This window comes from Aminobacter niigataensis (assembly GCF_946995915.1).
Classification (GTDB): domain Bacteria; phylum Pseudomonadota; class Alphaproteobacteria; order Rhizobiales; family Rhizobiaceae; genus Aminobacter; species Aminobacter niigataensis.
This window is the reverse complement of sequence record NZ_OX341517.1, coordinates 2,691,081-2,712,866: the sequence shown is the minus strand read 5'-3', so window position 1 is coordinate 2,712,866 and position 21,786 is coordinate 2,691,081. Positions and strand designations below refer to the sequence as shown.

At 66.6% G+C, this 21,786-nt stretch carries 21 protein-coding genes; 19 read left to right on the top strand and 2 right to left on the bottom strand.

What is annotated here, in order from left to right; all coding sequences use genetic code 11:
- Nucleotides 1-44 precede the first annotated feature (44 nt).
- Genes O1Y97_RS13165 through O1Y97_RS13135 form a run of 7 tightly spaced genes read left to right on the top strand, consistent with a single transcriptional unit; the run spans nt 45 to nt 9,007 of the window.
- Nucleotides 45-455 carry a DUF1636 family protein gene (locus tag O1Y97_RS13165; RefSeq protein WP_108609846.1) on the top strand — a complete coding sequence of 137 codons (411 nt, stop codon included), beginning with the start codon at nt 45-47 and terminating at the stop codon, nt 453-455.
- Nucleotides 452-1,489 (top strand): cobalamin biosynthesis protein CobW, encoded by a 1,038-nt coding sequence (cobW, locus tag O1Y97_RS13160; RefSeq protein WP_108607726.1) that lies wholly within the window; start codon nt 452-454, stop codon nt 1,487-1,489. Before O1Y97_RS13165 ends, cobW begins: the two co-directional genes overlap by 4 nt.
- 13 nt (nt 1,490-1,502) lie before the next feature.
- Nucleotides 1,503-5,276 (top strand): cobaltochelatase subunit CobN, encoded by a 3,774-nt coding sequence (locus O1Y97_RS13155; protein ID WP_318761316.1) that lies wholly within the window; start codon nt 1,503-1,505, stop codon nt 5,274-5,276.
- A 44-nt stretch (nt 5,277-5,320) separates the two neighbouring features.
- Complete coding sequence (gene cobG / locus O1Y97_RS13150) at nt 5,321-6,862, top strand: precorrin-3B synthase (protein WP_404801170.1); 1,542 nt, start codon at nt 5,321-5,323, stop codon at nt 6,860-6,862.
- 2 nt (nt 6,863-6,864) lie between these two features.
- Nucleotides 6,865-7,497 (top strand): precorrin-8X methylmutase, encoded by a 633-nt coding sequence (locus O1Y97_RS13145; protein ID WP_318761315.1) that lies wholly within the window; start codon nt 6,865-6,867, stop codon nt 7,495-7,497.
- Nucleotides 7,494-8,246: a precorrin-2 C(20)-methyltransferase gene (locus tag O1Y97_RS13140; protein ID WP_108607722.1), complete on the top strand. Its 753-nt coding sequence runs from the start codon at nt 7,494-7,496 to the stop codon at nt 8,244-8,246. The genes O1Y97_RS13145 and O1Y97_RS13140 overlap by 4 nt, the downstream gene beginning before the upstream one ends.
- Entirely contained in the window at nt 8,243-9,007 is a 765-nt protein-coding gene (locus O1Y97_RS13135; RefSeq protein WP_318761314.1) for a precorrin-3B C(17)-methyltransferase, read from the top strand. Before O1Y97_RS13140 ends, O1Y97_RS13135 begins: the two co-directional genes overlap by 4 nt.
- Here O1Y97_RS13135 and O1Y97_RS13130 read toward each other — a convergent pair.
- A complete protein-coding gene (locus tag O1Y97_RS13130) occupies nt 8,971-9,738 on the bottom strand; it encodes a cobalt-precorrin-6A reductase (RefSeq protein ID WP_318761313.1) in 768 nt (255 codons plus the stop codon). The two genes, O1Y97_RS13135 and O1Y97_RS13130, sit on opposite strands and share 37 nt — an antisense overlap.
- A 1-nt stretch (nt 9,739) precedes the next feature.
- On the opposite strand from O1Y97_RS13130, the gene cbiE reads away from it, so the two are divergent.
- From cbiE to cobM, 3 genes are read left to right on the top strand one after another with little or no spacing between them, the layout of a single operon-like run.
- Nucleotides 9,740-10,972, top strand: coding sequence for a precorrin-6y C5,15-methyltransferase (decarboxylating) subunit CbiE (gene cbiE, locus O1Y97_RS13125; RefSeq protein WP_318761312.1), 1,233 nt, complete (start codon nt 9,740-9,742; stop codon nt 10,970-10,972).
- Nucleotides 10,969-11,355, top strand: coding sequence for a cobalamin biosynthesis protein (locus O1Y97_RS13120; protein WP_318761311.1), 387 nt, complete (start codon nt 10,969-10,971; stop codon nt 11,353-11,355). Before cbiE ends, O1Y97_RS13120 begins: the two co-directional genes overlap by 4 nt.
- The gene (gene cobM, locus O1Y97_RS13115) at nt 11,352-12,116 is read left to right on the top strand and encodes a precorrin-4 C(11)-methyltransferase (RefSeq protein ID WP_318761310.1); all 765 of its coding nucleotides are present in this window, start codon (nt 11,352-11,354) and stop codon (nt 12,114-12,116) included. Before O1Y97_RS13120 ends, cobM begins: the two co-directional genes overlap by 4 nt.
- Here the strand turns inward: cobM and O1Y97_RS13110 are convergent.
- Nucleotides 12,083-13,198, bottom strand: a complete 1,116-nt coding sequence (locus tag O1Y97_RS13110) for a cobalt-precorrin-5B (C(1))-methyltransferase (RefSeq protein ID WP_318761309.1) — start codon at nt 13,196-13,198, stop codon at nt 12,083-12,085. The two genes, cobM and O1Y97_RS13110, sit on opposite strands and share 34 nt — an antisense overlap.
- 53 nt (nt 13,199-13,251) lie before the next feature.
- Between O1Y97_RS13110 and cobA the strand changes: the two genes are divergently transcribed.
- The 9 genes from cobA to O1Y97_RS13065 all read left to right on the top strand — a co-directional run bounded on the left by cobA (nt 13,252) and on the right by O1Y97_RS13065 (nt 21,774).
- Nucleotides 13,252-14,037, top strand: a complete 786-nt coding sequence (cobA, locus tag O1Y97_RS13105; protein ID WP_318761308.1) for a uroporphyrinogen-III C-methyltransferase — start codon at nt 13,252-13,254, stop codon at nt 14,035-14,037.
- The gene (locus O1Y97_RS13100) at nt 14,034-15,347 is read left to right on the top strand and encodes a cobyrinate a,c-diamide synthase (protein ID WP_318761307.1); all 1,314 of its coding nucleotides are present in this window, start codon (nt 14,034-14,036) and stop codon (nt 15,345-15,347) included. The genes cobA and O1Y97_RS13100 overlap by 4 nt, the downstream gene beginning before the upstream one ends.
- A 3-nt stretch (nt 15,348-15,350) precedes the next feature.
- Entirely contained in the window at nt 15,351-16,109 is a 759-nt protein-coding gene (gene cobS, locus O1Y97_RS13095; RefSeq protein WP_318761306.1) for an adenosylcobinamide-GDP ribazoletransferase, read from the top strand.
- Between the two features lie 24 nt (nt 16,110-16,133).
- Complete coding sequence (gene cobT, locus O1Y97_RS13090; RefSeq protein ID WP_318761305.1) at nt 16,134-17,144, top strand: nicotinate-nucleotide--dimethylbenzimidazole phosphoribosyltransferase; 1,011 nt, start codon at nt 16,134-16,136, stop codon at nt 17,142-17,144.
- Between the two features lie 189 nt (nt 17,145-17,333).
- Nucleotides 17,334-18,320 (top strand): sulfate ABC transporter substrate-binding protein, encoded by a 987-nt coding sequence (locus O1Y97_RS13085; RefSeq protein WP_318761304.1) that lies wholly within the window; start codon nt 17,334-17,336, stop codon nt 18,318-18,320.
- Nucleotides 18,321-18,401: 81 nt separating this feature from the next.
- Entirely contained in the window at nt 18,402-19,223 is an 822-nt protein-coding gene (cysT, locus tag O1Y97_RS13080) for a sulfate ABC transporter permease subunit CysT (protein WP_318761303.1), read from the top strand.
- Nucleotide 19,224: 1 nt separating this feature from the next.
- Nucleotides 19,225-20,133 carry a sulfate ABC transporter permease subunit CysW gene (cysW, locus tag O1Y97_RS13075; protein WP_318761302.1) on the top strand — a complete coding sequence of 303 codons (909 nt, stop codon included), beginning with the start codon at nt 19,225-19,227 and terminating at the stop codon, nt 20,131-20,133.
- Nucleotides 20,130-21,152 carry a sulfate/molybdate ABC transporter ATP-binding protein gene (locus tag O1Y97_RS13070; RefSeq protein WP_318761301.1) on the top strand — a complete coding sequence of 341 codons (1,023 nt, stop codon included), beginning with the start codon at nt 20,130-20,132 and terminating at the stop codon, nt 21,150-21,152. Before cysW ends, O1Y97_RS13070 begins: the two co-directional genes overlap by 4 nt.
- A 172-nt stretch (nt 21,153-21,324) precedes the next feature.
- The gene (locus O1Y97_RS13065) at nt 21,325-21,774 is read left to right on the top strand and encodes an RrF2 family transcriptional regulator (protein ID WP_108607708.1); all 450 of its coding nucleotides are present in this window, start codon (nt 21,325-21,327) and stop codon (nt 21,772-21,774) included.
- Nucleotides 21,775-21,786: the final 12 nt, after the last annotated feature.

Genomic DNA, 21,786 nt, shown 5'->3' with positions numbered 1-21,786 from the left:
AGGAGCCTGGTATTTTGGAACTCGACGACAATCTCCCGGTCGAAATTCTGGACGCATCCTGCGATGCTGCCGACGACGCGCGCTCCGCGGAAGTGACCATCCTCGTCTGCTCCTCCTGCCGCGACGAAACCGGGTCGGACGCGCATCCGCGCGCAGGAGAAAGACTTGCCGAATCCGCCCGCCGAGCTGCGGCCAGCGAAGGCATCAACGTCCTCACTGTCGAATGCCTCGGCAACTGCAAGCGACGCCTGAGCGCAGCACTGATCCGCGACGGCGCATGGAGTTACGTCTTCGGCGACCTCAACGCGACGTCGGGCGAAGACCTCGTCACCGGCGCAAAGCTTTTCGCCACCTCGACCGACGGCCTCATCCCCTGGCGCGGCCGGCCCGACAGCCTCAAGCGCGGCCTCGTCGCGCGCATTCCTCCCCTCGCCCTTATCAAGGAAGACAAATGACCGCCTCCGTCGAACGCGTTCCCTGCACCGTCGTCACCGGCTTTCTCGGCGCCGGCAAGACCACCCTGCTCCGCAACATCCTCGAGAACTCCAAGGGCAAGCGCCTCGCCATCATCGTCAACGAGTTCGGCGATGTCGGCATCGACGGCGAGATCCTCAAGGGCTGCGGCGTCGAAGCTTGTCCCGAAGAAAACATCGTCGAACTGGCCAATGGCTGCATCTGCTGCACCGTCGCCGACGACTTCGTGCCCGCCCTCGACCAGATCCTGTCGCTTTCGCCGAAGGTCGACCACATCCTGATCGAAACCTCGGGCCTGGCGCTGCCCAAGCCGCTGGTCCAAGCCTTCCAGTGGCCGAGCGTGAAAAGCCGCGTCACCGTCGACGGCGTCATTGCGGTGGTCGACGGCCCCGCTCTCGCCGCCGGCAAGGTGGCCTCCGATATGGAGGCGCTCGCCGCCCAGCGCCGCGCCGATGATTCGCTCGACCACGACGACCCGGTCGAGGAGGTATTCGAAGATCAGGTCGCCTGCGCCGACCTCATCATCCTGTCCAAGAGCGACCTGCTCGACGAAGCCGGCCACGCCCGCGCCACCGCCATCGTCGGCGAGCACCTGGCACGTGCCGTCAAGATCGTGCCGTCGGCGCACGGCAAGGTCGACCCCTCGGTGCTGCTCGGCCTCGGCCTCGCCGTCGAGGACGACATCGAAAACCGCAAGACCCACCACGATGGCGCCTTTGACCACGAGCACGACGACTTCGACACCTTCGTCATCGAGATTCCGTCGATCGCCAATCCGGATGAGCTGGCGAAGCGCGTGGCTACCGCCGCCGAGGAAGAGAACGTGCTGCGCGTAAAGGGCTTCGTCGACGTCGGCGGCAAGCCGATGCGCCTGCTGGTCCAGGCCGTCGGCCCGCGCGTCAACCACTACTATGACCGCGCCTGGACCGCCGACGACGACCGCCGTTCGCGCCTGGTCGTGATCGGCCTCAAGGGCCTCGACCGCCCGGCCATCGAGCGTATCCTGGTCGGCTGAACCGGACGCCTGGATGCACATCCTCACCACCACATCCGCCTCGCTCGACGATTTGATCGAGCCGGTCGACCTCAGGCAGAAGCCTGCGGATGTGGTGGCGCTGTCCTTCACCGACAGCGACCTGGCGGGCCTCGCCAACGCCTGGAAGGCGGATGCGGCAAACCTGCCGTCGATGCGGCTCGCCAGCCTGCGCGACCTGAGGCACCCGATGTCGGTCGACCTCTGGATCGACAGTGTCGCCAGCCACGCCAAGGTCATCCTCGTCCGCATCCTTGGCGGCCACGACTGGTGGCGCTACGGCTGCGACCGGCTTGCGGCGGTGGCCCGTGAAAGGGGTATCGCGCTGGCGCTGCTGCCGGGCGAAAGCCACGACGAGGATTTGCGGCTGATCGAGGCGTCGACGCTGCCCCGAACAGAACTCGACGCGCTGCTCGGCTACTTCCGCGAGGGCGGCCCTGAGAACATGAAGGCGCTGGTCGCCCGGCTGGCTGGGCTGGCTGGTGGCAAAGGCGCCGTCACTGCGCCGGTGACTGTGCCGAAGGCGGGATTCTACGATCCGGCGCGTGGCATCCTCAGTGATCTGGAAGCCTTTTTGGCCGGAAATGTTGGCGATCCTTCGCGCCCCCCTCTGTCCTGCCGGACATCTCCCCCGCTAGGGGGGAGATCAGCTTTTACTGACCTCCGCACGAATTCTGCAACGCCGCCAACCGGCGACAAGGCTAAAGGTTGGCCAATCTCCCCCCTTGGGGGGGAGATGTCCGGCAGGTCAGAGGGGGGTGCGAAAGAGCAGGATACTTCCAGCACTCCCATCATCCCCATCCTCTTCTACCGCTCGATGCTTCTTGCCGCAGACGTCGCACCCATCGACGCGCTGGTCGAGACGCTGCGCGCGCAAGGCCTCCGCCCCGCCCCGATCTTCGTGTCGAGCCTGAAGGACAGGGAATCGCTTGCCTTCGTCGAGACGGCTTTGGCGCAGCTGACCCCCGCAGCCATCGTCACCGCCACCGCTTTCGCCGCCGGCGCCGAGCCGGGCACGGAAACGCTGTTCGACCGCGCCGGCGTGCCGGTGTTCCAGGTCATCGTTGCCACCACACGCCGCGAAGCCTGGGCAGGCAGCCTGCGCGGGCTGGCGCCTGCCGATCTCGCCATGCATGTGGTGATGCCAGAATTGGACGGCCGCATCCTCGCCGGCGCCATCTCCTTCAAGGCAGAAAGCGAGGTCGACCCGGCACTCGGCTTCCGCGCCTTCGCCAACCGGCCCGAGCCCGACCGCGTCGAACAGGTCGCCCGCCGCATCTCAGCACACCTCAGGCTGCGCGAGACGCCGCGCGAAAAACGCAAGCTCGCGATCCTCATCCCCGACTATCCCAGTGCGCCCGGCCGCACCGGCTATGCCGTCGGCCTCGACGTACCCAACAGCGTGCTCGCCATGCTGCATGACCTGAAAGAAGCAGGCTATGCGGTTGAAGCGATTCCCGAATCGCCGCGCGCGCTGCTCGACCTGATCGATACTGGCAGGCACGAACTGTCGCTCGAAGACTATCTCGCGCATTCCGCCTATTTACCCGCAGATGCTCGCAACGCGGTTGAGGCGGCTTGGGGTCTGCCTGAGGTCGAAGCAACAGAAGCAAGGCAATGTCAGCGCTCCACGTTGCCCCCCTCTGTCCTGCCGGACATCTCCCCCTCATGGGGGGAGATCAGGCTGTCATGTGCGTCATCGCCAATCGCCAACGATGCAGTAAGAGCGCCCTCGCCGAAGCTGCCAATCTCCCCCCTCGAGGGGGAGATGTCCGGCAGGACAGAGGGGGGCAACGTAGAGCGCAAGACATCCGCCTCTTCCGTCGATCACACCCAACGAGCCTTCCCCTTCCGCGCAGCCACCTTCGGCAACATCACCGTCGCGCTTGCCCCCGATCGCGGGCGCTCGGCTGACCGCCGCGCCGACTATCACGACCCGACGCTACCACCGCGCCACGCGCTGCTCGCCTTCGGGCTCTGGCTGCAGAAGTCGCTCGGCATCCATGCGATCATCCATGTCGGAGCCCACGGCACGCTCGAATGGCTGCCGGGCAAGACGGTTGCGCTGAGCCAAGCCTGTTTCCCCGAGATCGTCACCGGCTCACTGCCAGTGGTCTATCCCTTCATCGTCTCCAACCCCGGCGAGGCGGCCCAGGCCAAGCGCCGCATTTCGGCCGTCACGCTTGGCCATCTGCCGCCGCCGCTCGCTGCCGCAGGACTGGACGAGAACCAGCACAAGCTCGAACGCCTCGTCGACGAATACGCCCAGGCCGACGGTCTCGACCGCCGCCGCCGCGATCGACTGGCCAAGCTCATTGTCGAGACGGCCGCACAGACCGGCCTTGCTGCCGAAGCCGGCGTCGCAGGAAGCGACGCGCCTGATGAAGCCCTGCGCCGCATCGACGCCTGGCTCTGCGACCTCAAGGATTTCGCCATCAAGGACGGCCTGCACATCTATGGCCGTTCCGAAAACGATGAGCCTGACGCTGCCCGCCTCACCAGCGCCGAGGCCGAGCGAAAAAACCTGATCGCCGCCCTCGATAGTTACCACGTCAAGGCTGGCCCTTCGGGCGCGCCGGCGCGTGGCCGTACCGATGTTCTGCCCACCGGCCGCAACCTGTTCACCTCCGACCCACGCACCATGCCGACGCCAACCGCCTTCGATCTCGGCAAGGCTGCGGCCGACGAGGTGATGCGCAGATATCTCCAGAGCCATGGCGACTGGCCGCGCGCGCTGGTCATCGACCTGTGGGGCAGCGCTTCATTGCGCACCGGCGGCGAGGAAATCGCGCAGGGCCTGGCGCTGATGGGCTGCCGACCGCAATGGGATGCCGCAACCGGCCGCGTCACCGGCATCGAGGTGTTGCCGCCAGCCGCCCTTGGCCGCCCGCGCGTCGACGTGACTTGGCGCATTTCGGGCCTGTTCCGCGACATGTTCCCGACCCAGATCGCGCTGATCGACGCCGCCGCCCGCGCGGTTGCCACCCGCGACGAGGACGATTCGGAAAACCCGCTTGCTGCCAGCACCCGCGCGGCGGGCAAGGTTGAGCCGCGCATCTTCGGTTCATCGCCGGGCACTTATGGCGCCGGCCTCGAAGACCTTCTGTCGACGGGTGACTGGGCCACGCGCGACGAACTCGGCCGCGCCTATCTCGACGCCGCCTCGCATGCCTATGGCGGCAGCGACGGCGAAGGCTTCTCCGCGCCCGGCGCCTTTGCCGGCCGCATCGCCGAAGCCGATCTTCTCGTCCACACCGGCGACGACCCCGGCCGCGACATTCTCGAAGGCTCCGCCGATGTCGCCTTCATCGGCGGTTTTTCGGCAGCATTGGCAATGCTCGGCAGGAACGCCGACGTCATCGTGCTCGACACATCCGACCCGCACAAGCCGCGCACGCGCTCGGTCACCGAAGCCGTCGGCCGCGTCGTCCGCGCGCGTGCCACCAACGCCCGCTTCATCGCCGGCCAGATGCGCCACGGCCCGCGCGGCGCATCGGAATTCGCCGAGACCGTCGACCGGTTGATCGGCTTTGCCGAGACCACCAACGCCATTCCGGGCGCACTGATCGAGGCCGTCCACGACGCCTATGTCGGCGACGACGCGGTTCGCGCCTTCATGCTGCGCGAGAATCCGGCGGCAGCAAAATTCATCGCCGAGCGTTTTGCCACCGCACGCCGGCGCGGCCTTTGGCATCCGTTGCGCAACTCGATCGACGACGATCTCGCAGCCCTGATCGCCGAGGCGCAGGCCCGGGAGGTCGCTGCATGACGAGTTTCTCCCGTCGCGGCGCCTGCCCCGCTTTGTCCGCGCCGATGCAGACCGGCGACGGCCTTTTGGTCCGGATCAATCCGCTCGCTGGAGAACTCGCGCCCAACACCTTGATCGGACTCTGCGAATCCGCCCAGCGCCATGGCAACGGCATCGTCGAGGTCACCGCGCGCGGCAGCATTCAGATCAGGGGCCTGACGGCGGCGAGCGCCTGCTTGCTGGCCGAGGAAGTCGATTCGCTCGGCATCGCGGTGCGTAGCGGCGTGCCGGTCGACACGAGCCCGCTCGCCGGGATTGATCCGATGGAAATTGCCAATCCCGCACCGTTGGCCGCAGCCATCCGTTTGGCCATAGCTGAGGCTGGCCTCGCCAGGCGCCTCGGCCCCAAGGTATCTGTCGTCGTTGACGGCCGTGGTCAGATCGAGCTTGGCGCCATCTTGGGCGACGTCAGGCTTGTCGCAGTGGATGGCGAACATTGGCGCCTGTCGGCGGCCGGCGATGAAACCTCAGCGCGTTTGATCGGCGAATTCGATGCAGATGCAGCCTGCGTTGCCACGCTCGGCATCCTACGCGCAATTGCGGCGCTCGGCCGGCAAGGCCGCGCGCGCGACCTCAGCCTTGAGACGGTGCGTGTCGCCACCAAAGGACCGGAAGCCTCTCATTCCTTCCCACCCCCCTCTGTCCTGCCGGACATCTCCCCCACAAGGGGGGAGATCAGGCCTGCATCGGCGCCTGCGCTCGCGGGGGAAGCGAAGCACGAAGCCTCGTCTGGGAACGTCGTACTTTCGACCACCGACACGGTTGCAGAACGAACGGAAGCGCCGAAGCTGCCAATCTCCCCCCTTGTGGAGGAGATGTCCGGCAGGACAGAGGGGGGCGCGAAGAAACGCAACCTCTCGTCAGATGCTGTCAGCGCAAATGATTCAAATTCTGAACACTCCCGCGCAACCGATTCATCCCCAATCGGAATCCTGCCGCTCACCGATGGCCGAATCGCGCTCGGCATCGCCCTGCCCTTCGGCAGCATCGACGCCGCCACCCTGATCGACTTCTGCATTGCCGCGACCGAACACGGCGCCACCGGCATCCGCCCTGCCCCGAGCCGAACCCTTCTCATCATGGGCCTCGACCGCGCCGCCGCCGCCACGCTCACCGCCACTGCCAAAACCCTCGGCCTCGTCACCTCGCCCACCGATCCCCGCATCCGCATCGCCGCCTGCCCCGGCGCGCCGGCCTGCGCGTCGGGCCTGATCGCCGCCCGCGACGTCGCCGCCGAGATTGCAGCAGACCTCGGCTCAGACCTCGACACCACACTCTCGCTCCACGTCTCCGGTTGCGCCAAGGGCTGCGCCCATCCCGGCCCAGCGGCGCTGACCATCGTCGGTGACGAAAAGGGCGCTGCATTTGTCGTCGGCGGAACGGCCAAGGGCCTTCCGGCCGCCTACACCGCAGGATATGAAGCCGCGCGCGGCATGGGCCGCCTCACGAAATTGCTCGCCCAAGAGCGCAAGCCGGACGAAAATGCCGCCGCTTGCCTCGCAAGGTTGGGCGCAAAGCGCCTCGCGCAAGCTCTGGCACAGGAATGAACATGGCCGCCTACGACTACATCCATGATGGCACGGCCATCTACGAACGCTCCTTCGCCATCATCCGCTCGGAGGCCAACCTATCGCGCTTCTCCGAGGCCGAGGCCGATGTCGCCGTGCGCATGATCCATGCCTGCGGCCTGGTCGAGGCCGCCGAGCACTTCGTCTTCTCGGAGGACTTCGTCTCCGCAGCACGCAGCGCTCTCCAGGCCGGCGCGCCGATCTTCTGCGACGCCGAGATGGTAGCGCGCGGCGTCACCCGCACCCGCCTGCCCGCCGACAACGAAGTGATCTGCACCTTGCGCGACCCGCAGACGGCCGAGATCGCACAAAAGGTCGGCAACACCCGTTCGGCTGCGGCAATTGACCTGTGGGGTGACCGGATGGCTGGTTCTGTGGTCGCCATCGGCAACGCGCCGACCGCCCTGTTCTACCTGCTCGAAAAGCTGCGCGACGGCGCACCAAAACCCGCCGCCATCATCGGCATGCCGGTCGGCTTCGTAGGTGCTGCCGAATCCAAGGACGCGCTGGCCGAGAATTCTTATGGCGTGCCTTATGCCATCGTGCGCGGCCGCCTCGGCGGCAGCGCCATGACGGCTGCAGCCCTCAACTCCCTGGCGAGGCCGGGCGTATGAGCGCTGCCACTGCAAAGGGCCGCCTGATCGGCGTCGGCACCGGACCCGGCGATCCCGAGCTTTTGACGGTCAAGGCCGTGCGCGCGCTGGCCGAGGCCGACGTGATCGCGCACTTCGCCAAGCGCGGCGCCAACGGCAACGCCCGCACCATCACCGATGCGCATTTCCGCGACGGCGTGATCGAGCTGCCGCTCGTCTATCCCGTTACCACCGAGATCGACAAGGATCACGACGACTACCGCTCAGCGATCACCGGCTTCTACGAAGAGTCGGCCCAGACCGTGGCCGCCCATCTCGACGAAGGCCGCACCGTGGCGATCCTGTCGGAGGGCGACCCCTTGTTCTACGGCTCCTACATGCATCTGCATGCGCGCCTGTCGCATCTCTATCCGACCGAGGTCATCCCGGGCGTCACCGCCATGTCCGGCTGCTGGTCGCAGACCGGCGTGCCCATCGTCCAGGGCGACGACGTTCTGTCGGTGCTGCCGGGCACGATGAGCGAGTTCGAGCTCACCCGCCGCCTCGCCGACACCGACGCCGCCGTCATCATGAAGGTCGGCCGCAACCTGCCCAAGATCCGCAAGGCCCTGGAAGCGACCGGCAAGCTCGGCCGCGCCCTTTATGTCGAGCGCGGCACCATGCCGAACACGCAGCACATGAAGCTGGTCGACAAGACCGATGACAAGGCGCCCTACTTCGCCATCGTGCTGGTGCCCGGCTGGGCCGGCAAGCCGGGAGCGGACAATTGAGCGGCCGCCTCGTCGTCATCGGCCTCGGCCCCGGCAATCCGGCCCAGGTCACGCCGGAAGCCAGCCAGGCTGTCACAGAGGCTAGCTTCTTCTTCGGCTACAAGCCCTATCTCGACCGGCTCGACCTGCGCCCCGACCAGACGCGCGTCGCCTCCGACAACCGCGAGGAGATCTCCCGCTCCAACGCCGCCCTCGAAATGGCCGCCGCCGGTCACAATGTGGCTGTCGTCTCCGGCGGCGACCCCGGCGTCTTCGCCATGGCTGCAGCCGTCTGCGAGGCCATCGAGGCCGGCCCCAGGGAATGGCGCGCCATCGAGCTTTCGGTGGTTCCCGGCGTCACTGCGATGCTGGCCGTCGCGGCTCGTGTCGGCGCGCCGCTCGGCCACGACTTCTGCGCCATCAACCTGTCGGACAATCTGAAGCCGTGGGAACTGATAGAGCGCCGCCTGGTGGCGGTCGCCCAGGCCGGCTTCGTCATTTCGCTCTATAACCCGATCAGCAAGGCTCGTCCCTGGCAGCTCGGTAGCGCGTTGGAGACGCTGCGCGCTCACCTGCCAGCCGCGACGCCCATCATCTTCGGCCGCGCCGCCGGCCGGCCCGACGAGCGCATCCAGATTTTCACGCTCGGCGAAGCCGCTGCGGAAAATGCCGACATGGCGACTTGCGTCATCATCGGCTCGCCCGAGACGCGCCTGATCGAGCGCGACGGCAAGCCACCGCTGGTCTACACACCGCGCTTTTCCGCCGGGGCTGCGAAATGATCGACCATCTCGGCCATCGCGGAGACGCTTGGAGCCGACGGCACGTCGGGCAGATGCGGTCGGCGGAACAGGATCACATTGATGCCGAGTTCCCGCGCCGCCGCGATCTTGCCGTAGGTCGCCTGCCCGCCGCTGTTCTTGGCGACGATGACGTCGATCTTTTGCGCCTCGAGCAGTGCCCTTTCATCCGCTTCGCGAAACGGCCCGCGCGCCAGGATATAGGTCGCTTCAGGCACGCCGAGCGGCGGCTCGATCGGATCGACGCTGCGAATGACATAGGCATGCTGGGGGGCGGTCTCGAAGGCCGCGACTTCCTGCCGGCCGAGCGCCAGGAAAACCCGGTACGGCTTGTTGCCCAGCGCACCTACGGCCTCTTCGGCATCGTCCACCAGCGTCCAGCGATCGCCTTCGACGGGCTCCCAGCCCGCGCGGCGCAGGGCGAAAATCGGCACACTGGCAATCCGCGCCGCCTCCGCCGCATTGGCCGAGATGCGCGCCGCATAGGGATGCGTGGCATCGATCAGAAGGTCGGTCTTGTGCTCGGCCAGCCAGCCGGCCAGCCCCTGCGCGCCGCCAAAGCCGCCAACGCGCACGGGCACCGGCTGCTCGACCGGGTTTTCGGTCCGACCGGCCAGCGACAGGGTGATGTCGAGATCGCCACGCGTCGCAAGCTTCGCCGCCAGCTGTCGCGCTTCGGTGGTTCCGCCCAGGATCAGAATGCGGTGGGTCATCATGCCTGCTGAGTTCGACGCACCGACGCAAAAATGGCTGACGGTCGTCGGCATCGGCGAGGACGGTGTAGCGGGTCTCGGTGACGAGGCCAAGCGCGCGATTTCAGCAGCAAGCCACGTCTTCGGCGGCAAGCGCCACCTGGCGCTGACGGCCGAGCTGATGCGTGGCGCAGCAAGGCCTTGGCCGATGCCCTTCGACAGCGAAATGCGCGATGTCGTTGCCCTGCGCGGCGAAACCGTCTGCGTGCTGGCCTCGGGCGATCCCTTCCTGCATGGCGTCGGCGTCACGCTCTCGCGTGTCGTGCCATCAACAGAGATGCGTGTCTTGCCCGCCCCGTCGGCCTTCTCGCTGGCGGCGTCGCGGCTTGGCTGGGCGCTGCAGGACATCGAGACGGTGTCGCTGCACGGCCACGCCATCGACCTGATCCGACCGCTGCTGCAACCGAGCGAGCGCGTCATCGCGCTGACCTCCGACGGCGAAGCGCCCGCACAGATCGCAGCACTCATCGCCGACAGCGGCTTCGGCGCATCGCGCCTGACAGTGCTCGAAGCGCTGGGCGGTGAAAATGAGCGCATCCGTGTCACTACCGCCGGTGGCTTCGATCTCGAAAACATCAACCCGCTCAACGTCCTGGCGCTGGAGCTTGAATCAAGTCCGCAGGCACGAACCCTGCCGTTGGCCTCGGGCCTTGCAGATGATCTGTTCGAGCATGACGGCCAGATCACCAAGCGCGAGATCCGCGCCGTGACGCTGTCGACCCTCGCCCCGCGCCGTGGCGAACTGTTGTGGGACATAGGCGCCGGCTCGGGCTCGATCTCCATCGAGTGGATGCTTTGCCATCCCTCGCTGCGCGCCATCGCCATCGAGCACAATGCCGAGCGCGCCGACCGCATCGAGCGCAACGCCAGTGCCTGCGGCGTGCCGGGCCTGAAGGTTGTCCGGGGTGCTGCACCGGACGCCTTGACCCGCCTGCCGACGCCTGACGTCATCTTCATCGGCGGCGGCGGTTCGGATGCAGGCGTCTTCGATACGGCCATCGCAGCCCTTCGTTCCGGCGGCCGCCTCGTCGCCAACGCCGTCACGCTCGAAATGGAAACGCTGCTGCTCGCCCGCCATGCCGCGCTCGGCGGTGAGCTTCTGCGCCTTCAAGTCTCCCGCGCCGCCCCTGTTGGCACGATGACCGGCTGGCGGCCGGCGATGCCGGTCACGCAGTGGAGCTGGGTCAAGCCATGATGGTCGCAGGCATCGGCTGCCGCAAAGGCGCGGCGCACGAAGACATCCTTTCGGCAATCGAAACCGCGCTCGAAGCGCATGGCCTCGCGGTTACAGCACTGACTGCGCTCGCCACCGCAACACTGAAGCGCGACGAACTGGGCATTTTGGCCGCCGCCCGGCGGCTCGACCTTCCTCTGCTTGTCATCGACGACGCGGCGCTCGGCTCCGCGGCGCCACGTACGCTCAGCCATTCGCAGGCCTCGCAGCAGGCCGCAGGCACGCCGTCCGTTTCGGAAGCGTCAGCCCTCGCCGCCGCCGGTGAAGGCTCGAGCCTGCTCGGCCCGCGCATGATCGTCGGCCCCGCCACCTGCGCCATCGCTACCTCTGGAGCCCCCGCTTGACCGTCCATTTCATCGGCGCCGGCCCGGGCGCGGCAGACCTCATCACCGTGCGCGGCAGCCGCCTGCTCGGCTCCTGCCCGGTCTGCCTCTATGCCGGCTCCATCGTCTCGCCGGAGCTTTTGACCTATTGCCCCGCCGAAGCGCGGCTGGTCGACACCGCGCCGATGTCGCTCGACGAGATCGAGGCCGAGTATGTCACCGCCCACAAGGCGGGCCACGACGTGGCACGCCTGCATTCGGGCGATCTCTCGGTATGGAGTGCAGTCGCCGAGCAGATCCGCCGCCTTGACAGGAACGGCATCCCCTACACGCTGACCCCCGGTGTCCCTTCCTTCGCCGCCGCAGCAGCGGCGCTGAAGCGCGAGCTGACCATCCCGGAAATCGCCCAGAGTCTGGTGCTGACCCGCACGTCCGGCCGCGCCTCGAAGATGCCGCCTGGCGAAACCCTCTCGGGCTTTGCTCGCACCGGCGCGACGCTGGCCGTCCATCTGTCCATCCACGCCATCGACCAGGTCGTGACGGAACTGACACCGCATTACGGTCCGGATTGCCCGGTCGCGGTCGTCTTCCGCGCCTCCTGGCCGGACGAGCGCATCGTCAGGGGCACACTGTCGACGATTGCGGCCGAACTGGCCAAGGACCCGATCGAGCGCACCGCCATCATCTTCGTCGGCCAGTCGCTGGCGGCGGAGGACTTTCGCGAAAGCTCGCTCTACGACGCCTATTATCAGCGCCGCTTCAGGGGCCGCGACGGGCTATGAGAGGCGGCGAAGGGCGCATGCCCCATCAGTTCACCCTCACGGTTGAAGACCAGGATCTCGACGGCGATATCGGGATTGTCGAATACCGCCGCTGCCGTGCGCCAGGCAGCGCTTGCCACCGCGTCACCGATGGCGATGCCCGCCTTATTGGCCTCGATGAAGGCTTCCGCGACGGTGTTGGCACCTTTGATGCGAGCCTCGAGCGCGGCGTCCGCCCCGGCCTCGACAGCGACCGCAGCCAACCCGTCGAGATCGGCCGAGCCACGGCTCGAATGCAGGTCGAGCAGACCTTGCGCCAGCTTGGTCATCTTGGCGACGCCCCCGGCAATGGTCACCTTCGGCACCGGATGGGCGCGGACGTATTTCAGCATGCCGCCGACGAAGTCACCCATGTCGATCAGTTGCACCTCGTGCAGGCCATGGAATTTCTGGACCGCAATCTCGGAGGCGTTGCCGGTGGAGCCCGCGACATGCTCGAAGCCCATGGCGCGCGCCACGTCGACGCCACGATGGATGGAATGGATCCAGGCCGAGCAGGAATAGGGAATGACGATCCCCGTCGTTCCCAGGATCGAGATGCCGCCGAGGATGCCGAGACGCGGATTGAGCGTCTTCAGCGCCATCTCCTCGCCGCCGGCGACGGAAATCTCGACCTCGACATCGGCGCCCTCGCCGAGAACTTCAGTCACGACGCCGGCGATCATCTTGCGCGGCACCGGGTTGATCGAGGCTTCTCCCGGCGGGATCGGCAGGCCCGGCCGCGTCACCGTGCCGACGCCCTTGCCCGCCTTGAAGACAATGCCGCTGCCCGGAGCGCCCGGCCGCAACGTGCTCATCACAAGCGCGCCGTGCGTGACGTCAGGGTCGTCGCCGGCGTCCTTGACGATGCCGGCCATCGCCCAGCCGTCGCCGCGCTCGCTTTTCGCGAGCGCAAAGGCCACGTTCTGGCCGCCCGGCAGGGTGATTTCCACCGGATCGGGAAACCGCCCCGCCTTCAACGCCAAGCCCGCCGCCTTGGTGGCGGCGGTGGCGCAGGCGCCGGTGGTCCAGCCGCGCTTGAGCGGACGATCTTCTTCATTCATGACGCGATCTATAGGCTTGCCGAGCCTGTGCGTCATCGGCGAAAGCGACACGCATGACACTCGAAAACGCTATCGCGCGTCTGAACTACAAACAGCACGTGCTTGAGCCCGGCCATGTCTGGCTCGCCGGCGCCGGTCCCGGCGATCCCGGCCTGCTGACGCTCGACGTGCTGTCGGCGCTCGCCCAGGCCGATGCGCTGGTCCATGACGCGCTGGTGTCGCCCGAGATCGTCGCCGTTGCCGAGCAGGCCGAAAAATTCTTCGTCGGCAAGCGCGGCGGCCGGCTGTCGATCCCGCAGGGTGATATCAACGCGTTGCTGGTGAAGCTGGCCCGGGAAGGCCGCAAGGTGGTGCGGCTGAAGGGCGGGCACCCCTTCGTCTTCGGCCGCGGCGCCGAGGAAGCGCTGGTTCTGACGCGCGAAAACATTCCCTGGCGCGTGCTGTCGGGCATTACTTCGGCCTTCGGCGGCCTCTCCTCGGCCGGCATTCCCGCCACCATGCGCGGCGTCAACGGCGCGATCATCCTTGCCACGGGCTTTGCGGCTGTCAGCGACGACCGGCCCGACTGGGCAGCCCTTGCCCGCACCGGCCAGCCCATCGTCATCTATATGGGTCTGACCCACATGCCCGAAACAGTCGCCGAGCTTCTGCGCGGCGGACTGTTGGCGGACACGCCGGCCGCATTCGTCGAGAACGCCTCGACGCCCGAGGAACGCACGATCACCGCGACGCTCGGCACGCTGGTTGCCACCGCCGAGCGCGAAAAGGTAGTTTCGCCCGCCCTCATCGTTGTCGGCGGCATCGTTTCGCTGCGCGCTGAACTTTTGGGGCAAAAATGACGGCGCGTGGGCTGATCATCGGCGCGCCGCGCTCCGGCTCCGGCAAGACCAGCGTCACTATCGGCCTGCTGCGCGCGCTCGCCCGCCGCGGCCTGCGCGTTCGCGGCGCCAAATCCGGCCCCGACTATATCGACCCCGGCTTCCACAAGGCCGCAACCGGCCTGCCCGGCGTCAATCTCGACAGCTGGGCGATGGCCCCGTCGCTGCTCAACCAGCTCGCGGCAGATGCGGCGGCCGACACCGATTTTGTCATCATCGAAAGTGCCATGGGCCTCTTCGACGGCATTCCCTCGGAGAAAGGCCGTTCCGGCGCGGCAGCCGACCTCGCCCGGCTCTACGGCCTGCCCGTTCTGCTGGTGCTCGATGTGTCTGGCCAGTCACAGACCTCAGCTGCCATCGCCAAGGGTTTTGCCACCTACGATCCGGACGTCCGCATCGCGGGCGTGGTGCTGAACCGTCTCGGCAGCGACCGCCATCGCAAGCTTGCCGGCGACGCCATCGAAGCGCTCGGCCTGCCCGTTGTCGGGGGCATCCTGCGCGACCCGACGCTGTCCATCCCCGAGCGCCATCTTGGCTTGGTCCAGGCCGAGGAACACGCCGACCTCTTCGCCCATATCGACCGGCTCGCCGACATGGTCGAGCGATCGCTCGACCTCGACGCCATCATCGCGCTGGCGACACCGCTGGCGCCCGCGGCGGGCGATCAATCCTTTGCCCTGCCGCCACCGGGACAGCGCATCGCCCTCGCCCAGGACGCCGCCTTCACCTTCCTGTATCCGCATGTCGCCGCCCACTGGCGCGCCATGGGGGCAGAGCTTGTGCCGTTCTCGCCGCTCGCCGACCAGGCGCCCGACACCACCTGCGATGTCTGCTGGCTGCCGGGCGGCTATCCCGAGCTGCATCCCGGCCGCCTCGCGGCTGCTGCAAACTTCCTGTCGGGCACCCGTCGTTTCGGCGAAACCAAGCCGATCCATGGCGAGTGCGGGGGATTCATGGTGCTGGGCAAGACCATCGAAGATGCCGACGGAGCAACACACTCCATGCTCGGCCTGCTCGGCCACGCCACGAGCTTCGCCAAGCGCAAGATGAACCTCGGTTACCGCCAGGCACGGCTTGCGGCTCCCTGCCCGCTTGGAGCCGAAGGCAGCGTCATCCGTGGCCACGAGTTCCACTACGCCCAGACCATCGAGCGCGGCGACGACACGCCACTAGGCGAGATATCAGATGGCCAGGGCAATCCGCTCGGCACGTTCGGCGGCCGACGCGGCCATGTCACCGGCACCTTCTTCCACGCCATTGCGAAGGGCTGAGCGATGAATGCGTCGAACCGCATCTTCGACGACATACGCCTCGGCCTCGTCTTTTTCACGCGCCTGCCGCTGCCGCATTTCGAGGTCAAGGACCGGTCGCTCGCCGACGCCATCTGGACGGCGCCGCTGGTCGGGCTGGTCGTCGCCGTCATCGCTTGGCTGGCTTACGCCGTCGCCGCTTTGCTCGGCCTCGCGCCCAGCCTCGCTGCGGCCCTCGCCTTGGCGAGTGGCATGCTGGTCACGGGTTGCCTGCATGAGGACGGCCTGTCGGATACCGCCGACGGTTTCGGCGGCGGGCGAACGCGTGAGAAAAAACTCGAGATCATGCGCGACAGCCGCATCGGCACCTATGGCGCCTGCGCCCTGGCACTGTCGATACTCGCGCGCTGGAGCGCGATTGCCGATCTGGCTTCGCCCGGCCACGTGCTTGTCGGCCTGGTCGTCGCCCACATCGCTTCGCGAGCGCTGATCCCGTCTTTCATGCAGATGTTGCCGCAAGCCCGCCTCGACGGCCTGTCGGCCGGTGTCGGCACCTTGTCCGACAGAGTCGTGATCACCGCGCTCGCCATAGGCGCACTGGCTCTGTTGTTGCTCGGGCTCAAGGGTGCCGTCGTTGCGGCGCTCTGCCTCGTGTTGCTGTTTGTCGCATTTCGGAAACTCTGCCTCGCCCAGATCGGCGGCCAGAGCGGCGACACCATCGGCGCCCTGCAGCAACTTGCCGAGATCACACTCCTCTTCGCCGCATCCGCCATCCTCGCATGATTCAGTTCTGGAGTATTCGCAGCCATGGCCTTCAAATCGCTTGATGAATTGCGTGCAGTCTGCCTCGATCTTCCGGTCGGCAGCGACGCCGCCGCCGACGCCGTCTCGCGTCGCCAGGACACGTTGACCAAGCCGCGCGGCAGCCTCGGCAAGCTCGAATCCATCGCCGCCTGGCTGGCGCGCTGGCAAGGCCGCGACATGCCCAGGCTCGATCGTGTCAAGGTCATCGTCTTCGCCGGCAATCACGGCGTTACCGCGCAAGGCGTGTCGGCCTACCCCTCGGAGGTTACGGTGCAGATGGTGGCAAATTTCGCCGGTGGCGGGGCTGCCATCAACCAGCTCGCCCGCCTTGCCGGCGCAGAGCTTTCGGTGATCCCGCTCGACCTCAACCACCCCACCGGCGACTTCACTCGGACCGTGGCGATGAACGAAGCAGAGTTCCTCGCCGCCGTGTCCACGGGCTATGCATCGGTCGACGATGACCTCGACCTGATCTGCTTCGGCGAAATGGGCATCGGCAACACCACCCCAGCCGCAGCTATCGCCGCGGGCTTGTTCGGCGGCACCGGACGCGACTGGGCCGGCCGCGGCACCGGCGTCGACGATTCGGGCCTGTCGCGGAAATTTGCCGCCATCGATGCCGGCCTCGCCCGTCACGCAGCCACCCTTGCAGATCCGCTGGCCGTCGCCGCCAATCTCGGCGGCCGCGAACTCGCCGCCATCCTCGGCGCCACGCTCGCCGCGCGGCATCACAACGTGCCCGTCCTGCTCGACGGCTTCGTCGTCACGGCAGCTGCAGCACCTCTGGCAAAACTCCACCCCGAAGGCCTCGCCCACACGTTGTCGGCCCATGTTTCCGCAGAGGCCGGTCATCGCCAGTTGCTCGAAGCGCTGAAGCTCGCACCGCTGCTCGACATGGGCATGCGCCTCGGCGAAGGCTCCGGCGCTTGCCTGGCCGTCAACATCGTCCGCTCGGCGCTCGAATGCCACGCCCGCATGGCCAGCTTCGCCGAAGCCGGCGTTACCGACAAATAGTCGGCCATTCCCCTGGCAACGGTTCAAAAACTTGGCTTCGGAAAACGATTTCTTCGATTGAGTGCAAGATAGAAGAAAATTCTCACCACGCACGCAGAGGCAACCAGCCTCTGCCTCCTCCTGGTACAGCCTCCCGACTATCTTGCGGCCTACTTCAGCAATTTGCCGCTTGTCTCAGGAGAATGCCCCATGAAACGTTTCCTTCTCGTCGGTGCAGCGCTGGCCGCGATCCTCGCCGGCCCGCTGCAGGCTTCCGCCGCCGACAAGCTGCTCAACGCCTCCTACGACGTCGCCCGTGAACTGTTCGCCGCCGAGAACGCTGCGTTCATCGCCAAGAATGCCGGTATCACCGTCGACCAGTCACATGCCGGCACCTCCAAGCAGGCGCGCGCCATCGTCGAGGGTCTTGAAGCCGACATCGTCACCTTCAACCAGGTCACCGACATCGAATTCCTGGTCAAGAACGGCTTCGTTTCCGACGACTGGAAGCAGGATTTCGCCAACCAGGCCTCACCCTTCTATTCGCTACCGTCCTTCCTCGTCCGCGCCGGCAACCCCAAGGGCATCAAGGACTGGTCCGATCTCGTCCGCGACGACGTCAAGGTGATCTTCCCCAACCCCAAGACCTCTGGCAATGCGCGCTACACCTATCTCGCGGCAACCGCCTACGCCAAGGAAGCCTTCAATGGCGACGAGGCCAAGGTGAAGGAGTTCGTGACAAAACTGTTTGACAACGTGCCGGTGTTCGACACCGGCGGCCGCGCCGCCACCACCACCTTCGTCGAGCGCAACATCGGCGACGTACTGATCACTTTCGAGGCTGAAACCCGCTCGATCGCCAGGGAATACGGCGCAGACAAGGTCGAGAGCGTCATCCCCTCGGTCAGCCTGCTCGCCGAATTCCCGGTCGCCATCGTCGACAAGGTGGTCGACAAGCGCAGCTCGCGCGATCTCGCCAAGTCCTATCTCGATTTCCTCTACACACCGGAAGGCCAGCGCATTGCCGCCGAGCACGGCAACCGCGTCCACGAGCCGTCGGTCGCTGCCGAATTCAAGGAACAGTTCCCCGAGGTTCGCCTCGTCACCGTCGAGGACGTCTTCGGCGGCTGGGACAAGGTCCAGAAGGAACATTTCGGTTCGGGCGGCCTGCTCGAAGAGATCTACGGCGAGCGTTGACCGCAAGCCCCCATTGCTGTTGAGAATTGGAAAGCCGGTCGATGCCGGCTTTCCAATTGACGTATCCAGGAAGGCATTTCAGTGGCGCGCCGCATTCTGCCAGGGTTCCCCCTGGCGCTGGGGATAACCCTCGTCTACGTCTCGATCATCGTCGTGCTGCCGCTCGGCGCGCTGGTCTTCAAGGCGGCCAGCCTCGGTTTCGAGGACTATTGGCGCATCGTCTCCTCGCCGCGCGCCGTCGCCAGTTACCGCGTCACGGCACTTTCGGCACTTGCAGCAACCGTCTTCAACCTCGTCTTCGGCATGGCGCTCGCCTGGGTGCTGGTGCGCTACCGCTTTCCCGGCCGCCGCTTCATCGACGCGCTCGTCGACCTGCCCTTTGCATTGCCGACAGCCGTCGCCGGTATCGCGCTGACCACTCTGTTTGCCGAAAACGGCTGGTTCGGCTCGGTGCTCGCCCAGGCCGGCATCAAGGTCGCCTATACGCCGCTCGGCATCATGGTCGCCATGGCCTTCACCAGCCTGCCCTTCATCGTGCGCACGGTGCAGCCGGTGCTGGAGGACCTGGACCCAGCCCTGGAGGAAGCCGCTCAGACGCTTGGCGGCAGCGACCGCTCGATCTTCCTGCGTGTCATCCTGCCGCTTCTGGCGCCCGCCTTGCTCGCCGGCCTGTCGTTGTCCTTCGCCCGCAGCCTCGGCGAGTTCGGCGCCATCATCTTCATTGCCGGCAACCAGCCGATGTCCACCGAGATCACCGCACTGCTCGCCTTCATCCGGCTCGAGGAATACGACTACCAGGCTGCGGCAGCCATAGCCTCAGTGCTGCTTATCGCCGCCTTCCTGATGCTCGCCGCCACCAACATCCTGCAGGCGCGTACCCTGCGCTACACGGCGAGGGGCTGAGATGAGCGTACCCGTCAAAGGCCGCCCGCCCCGCGTCGGCGACGCCCCCGCCTTCCGCCGTGCCCTGATCGGCATCGTCTTGTCGCTGGTGGCCATCGTCATCATCGCGCCATTGGCCATCATCGGCTACCAGGCCTTTTCGCAGGGACTGCAGGTCTACGCCGCGGCGATCGCCCATCCCGATACGCTGCACGCCATCGGGCTGACGGTGACAACCGCGCTCATCGCCGTGCCGATCAACACAGCCTTCGGCGTCGCTGCCGCCTGGGCGATCACAAAATTCGACTTCTGGGGCCGCCGCTTCCTGCTCGTCGTCATCGAGATTCCGTTCTCGATCTCGCCCATCGTCGCCGGCGTCGCCTATCTCTTCGTCTACGGACTGCAGGGCCTGTTCGGCCCGGCGCTTGAATCGGCCGACATCAAGATCCTGTTCGCCCTGCCCGGCATCGTGCTCGCCTCGATGTTCGTCACCGCGCCCTTCGTTGCCCGCGAACTGATCCCGCTGATGCAGGCACAGGGACGCGACCTCGAGGAGGCCGCCACCTCGCTCGGCGCTTCGGGCTGGCGCACCTTCTTCTCGGTCACTCTGCCCAACATCCGCTGGGCGCTGCTCTACGGCGTGGTGCTGTGCAATGCACGCGTCATGGGCGAATTCGGTGCTGTCTCGGTCGTCTCGGGCAACATCCGCGGCCAGACCAACACGCTGCCGCTACACATCGAACTGCTCTACCACGACTACCAGACTGCCGGCGCCTTCGCCGCCGCCTCCATTCTCGCGCTGCTCGCCGTCGTCACGCTGCTAGCGAAGGTCCTGCTTGAACGCCGGGGTGCCGGGCGCGCGCGCCGCAGCCCGGCCCTCGCCGCACCACGTGCCGCCCCCAAAACCGCTTCCGCTGAGGTTTCGTCATGAAAATCCGCCTCGACAACGTCGTGAAGACCTTCGAGACCTTCCGTGCCGTCCACGGCGTGTCTCTGGAGATCGAAAGCGGTGAACTGGTAGCGCTGCTCGGGCCGTCCGGCTCGGGCAAGACCACCATCCTGCGCATGGTCGCCGGCCTCGAATATGCCGATGCCGGCCACATCTATTTCGGCGCGGAAGATGCCACAGACATTCCGGTGCGCGACCGCGGCGTCGGTTTCGTCTTCCAGCATTACGCGCTGTTCCCTCACATGACGGTGGCCGAAAACATAGCTTTCGGCATGAAGGTATCGAAGGTCCGCCGCGACAAGGCCGCCATCGACACGCGCGTCATCGAACTTTTGCGCCTCGTCCAGCTCGACGGCCTGGGCCAGCGCTTCCCCGGCCAGATCTCCGGCGGCCAGCGCCAGCGTGTCGCGCTTGCCCGCGCGCTTGCCGTCGACCCCAAGGTTCTGCTGCTCGACGAGCCGTTCGGCGCCCTCGATGCCAATGTCCGCCGCGACCTGCGCCGCTGGCTGCGCGAGATCCACCAGGAGCTCGGCATCACCACGCTGTTCGTCACCCACGACCAGGAAGAGGCGCTCGACCTCGCCGACCGCGTCGTCATCCTCGACAAGGGCCGTATCGTGCAACAAGGCACGCCCGAAGAGGTCTGCCGCAACCCGGCATCGGCCTTCGTCATGAACTTCCTGGGCGACACCAATCGCTTCTCCGCCGCGGTCTCCGGCGGCGTCGCCCGCCTTGGCGACGCTAAAATTCCTGCCCCGGGTTTTGCCGACGGGCCGGTTGAGATCTTCCTGCGCCCCAGCGATCTCGGCTGGAGTCAGTCGGGCGAAGGCATCGCGGCAACCGTCGCCCGTGTCATCGACAGGCCGGCCGGACGGCGCATCCTGGCGCTGACGGCAACAGGCGAAGCGGTGGAGCTCGACGTCAGCCCGGAGACGGTGGTCAGTGCCCAGCAGAAGGGCGTGATCACCATCGAACGGGCCAGGGTCTACGCCGCAGCCTGATTCTGGCCCAAAACACGCGAAACTTACGGAAAATCAACGCGTTTCGGCTTGTATATCAAGTCGCTGGAATTTATCTCTGAGGAGAGCCGGAATGCGATGGGGACGAATCGTTATCCTCGGCATGCAACCTCATGCTGCGACAGGCAGCGGAAGCCGATGACACGCGTTCGCCATGCTGACTAAAAAAGGCAAATACGGGCTCAAGGCCCTCGTCCATCTGTCCCAACTCCCCGCAGGCCAACTCGCCTTCGTCGGCGACATCGCCACTGCCAACAAAATCCCGAAAAAGTTCCTCGACGCCATCCTGGGCGAGTTGCGCAATGCCGGCTTCGTCCAGAGCCGCAAGGGCAAGGACGGCGGCTACCGGCTCGCCAAGCCGGCGTCGGAGATCAAGATCGGCCATGTCGTGCGCGTGCTCGACGGGCCCCTGGCGCCTATCCCATGCGCCAGCCGCACCCAGTACCAGCCTTGCGACGACTGCGACGAGGCGACCTGCCAGATCAGGCACATGATGCTCGAGGTACGCCAGGCCATCGCCGGCGTGCTCGACAACCGCAGCCTCGCGCAGGTCCGGGATGCCGCCAATGACGACATCCTGGCTGAGGCTATGCATCACGCCTGAGGCGGGATGCAT

Excerpts from the sequence above, each read along its gene's own strand:
- O1Y97_RS13145 (WP_318761315.1), top strand. The coding sequence starts at position 6,865 with ATGGCCGCCTACGACTACATCCATGATGGCACGGCCATCTACGAACGC.
- O1Y97_RS13120 (WP_318761311.1), top strand. The coding sequence starts at position 10,969 with ATGATGGTCGCAGGCATCGGCTGCCGCAAAGGCGCGGCGCACGAAGAC.
- cbiE (WP_318761312.1), top strand. The coding sequence starts at position 9,740 with ATGCCTGCTGAGTTCGACGCACCGACGCAAAAATGGCTGACGGTCGTC.
- O1Y97_RS13070 (WP_318761301.1), top strand. The coding sequence starts at position 20,130 with ATGAAAATCCGCCTCGACAACGTCGTGAAGACCTTCGAGACCTTCCGT.
- cobS (WP_318761306.1), top strand. The coding sequence starts at position 15,351 with ATGAATGCGTCGAACCGCATCTTCGACGACATACGCCTCGGCCTCGTC.
- O1Y97_RS13065 (WP_108607708.1), top strand. The coding sequence starts at position 21,325 with ATGCTGACTAAAAAAGGCAAATACGGGCTCAAGGCCCTCGTCCATCTG.
- O1Y97_RS13085 (WP_318761304.1), top strand. The coding sequence starts at position 17,334 with ATGAAACGTTTCCTTCTCGTCGGTGCAGCGCTGGCCGCGATCCTCGCC.
- O1Y97_RS13110 (WP_318761309.1), bottom strand. The coding sequence starts at position 13,198 with ATGAATGAAGAAGATCGTCCGCTCAAGCGCGGCTGGACCACCGGCGCC.
- O1Y97_RS13140 (WP_108607722.1), top strand. The coding sequence starts at position 7,494 with ATGAGCGCTGCCACTGCAAAGGGCCGCCTGATCGGCGTCGGCACCGGA.
- O1Y97_RS13155 (WP_318761316.1), top strand. The coding sequence starts at position 1,503 with ATGCACATCCTCACCACCACATCCGCCTCGCTCGACGATTTGATCGAG.
- cobA (WP_318761308.1), top strand. The coding sequence starts at position 13,252 with ATGACACTCGAAAACGCTATCGCGCGTCTGAACTACAAACAGCACGTG.
- cobT (WP_318761305.1), top strand. The coding sequence starts at position 16,134 with ATGGCCTTCAAATCGCTTGATGAATTGCGTGCAGTCTGCCTCGATCTT.
- O1Y97_RS13130 (WP_318761313.1), bottom strand. The coding sequence starts at position 9,738 with ATGACCCACCGCATTCTGATCCTGGGCGGAACCACCGAAGCGCGACAG.
- O1Y97_RS13100 (WP_318761307.1), top strand. The coding sequence starts at position 14,034 with ATGACGGCGCGTGGGCTGATCATCGGCGCGCCGCGCTCCGGCTCCGGC.
- cobW (WP_108607726.1), top strand. The coding sequence starts at position 452 with ATGACCGCCTCCGTCGAACGCGTTCCCTGCACCGTCGTCACCGGCTTT.
- cobG (WP_404801170.1), top strand. The coding sequence starts at position 5,321 with ATGCAGACCGGCGACGGCCTTTTGGTCCGGATCAATCCGCTCGCTGGA.
- cysW (WP_318761302.1), top strand. The coding sequence starts at position 19,225 with ATGAGCGTACCCGTCAAAGGCCGCCCGCCCCGCGTCGGCGACGCCCCC.